At 33.4% G+C, this 1,214-nt stretch carries 1 protein-coding gene and 1 rRNA gene; both read left to right on the top strand.

All coding sequences use genetic code 11. From position 1 onward, the window contains the following. Window positions 1-10 precede the first annotated feature (10 nt). Window positions 11-127 (top strand): 5S ribosomal RNA (gene rrf, locus FFX44_RS12560). Window positions 128-236: 109 nt separating this feature from the next. Next, a complete protein-coding gene (locus FFX44_RS12565; protein ID WP_289981782.1) occupies window positions 237-1,019 on the top strand; it encodes a DUF975 family protein in 783 nt (260 codons plus the stop codon). Window positions 1,020-1,214 lie beyond the last annotated feature (195 nt).

A 1,214-nucleotide genomic window follows, 5' to 3' on the forward strand; every position in this document is an offset into this window, starting at 1 on the left:
AGCAAAAGAGTGCGGTGATGATGGCAAGAAGGATACACCTGTTCCCATGTCGAACACAGAAGTTAAGCTTCTTCGCGCCGATAGTAGTTGGGGGATCGCCCCCTGCGAGGATAGGTCGTTGCCGTGCAAATCAAAAAGGACACTGGTATTTTTAATATCAGTGTCCTTTTCGTATAAAAATACTGTTTTTTAAAGTATAATACATAATAGGAATAAAAGAATAGGGGTTTTAAAAAATGAAGACACGTAAAGAACTAAAAGATGAGGTAAAGGTGACCTTCAAAGGACATTGGGGGCAAGCAATTAAGTTAGCACTTATCCCTGTGATATTTCAAATTATTGTAACAATTATAGGCTTTTTTGCTATAATGCTGCTGGCCATAGTATTTGCAGAATATAGTGATAGTGTGATGAAGGGAATATCTACAGTTGATACTACTGGTGGTACATTTGAACATGGGAATCTTCTTGGCAATAGTGCTGGAGGAATTATAGTAACAATGCTTTTGACGGGGATTGGTTTTACTTTCTTAGACTGGTTAAGAACAAAAAATGCTGATTTTAGCGTGCTTAAGGGTGCGTTTAGTGTATTTACAAAAAGGAATTTTCTAGGAATTCTTGTATTGTACATTTTAATCAATATTTTTGTATTTTTTTGGTCGTTGTTACTTATTATTCCAGGAATTATAAAATCATTTGCTTATTCGCAAACATATTTTGTATACAAGGATATGTCACAAGCAAAAAATGCTGATGACTTTAATTTCTTAGATTATATTACAAAAAGCAGAGAATTGATGGTGGGTCATAAGTTTGAATTTTTTGTTCTTAAGCTAAGCTTTATTGGATGGGATATAGTGGCAATACTGACCCTGGGATTAGGTTTCATTTGGGTAACTCCATATAAATTAGCAACTTATGCTGCCTATTATAAGAGTTTAACAGAAAATAGTGGTATTTCAGATAATGAACAAGACAAGAATGATGACGAAAAAGGATCAGTTATAGTTGAATATTAATTAAGAATGAAATGATAGTTTTAATCATTTCAATTAGTGTCAGATTTCAGATTATAAGTCTAAAATAAGGGGCTGTGCCATAAGTCCTAAGTAAAAGAGCCACATTAGAAAAAATAATAATTTTTCTAGTGTAGCTCTTTTGGTATAATTGAAAATAAAAAAAGCACTGGTTGCAGCCAGCACCTTCAAAAACAA

This window comes from Lactobacillus sp. UCMA15818, assembly GCF_030400225.1.
In the GTDB taxonomy this organism is placed as follows: Bacteria; Bacillota; Bacilli; order Lactobacillales; family Lactobacillaceae; genus Liquorilactobacillus.

What these genes read in the sequence shown, in the direction of transcription:
- FFX44_RS12565 (WP_289981782.1), top strand. Translation starts at nt 237, where the DNA reads ATGAAGACACGTAAAGAACTAAAAGATGAGGTAAAGGTGACCTTCAAA.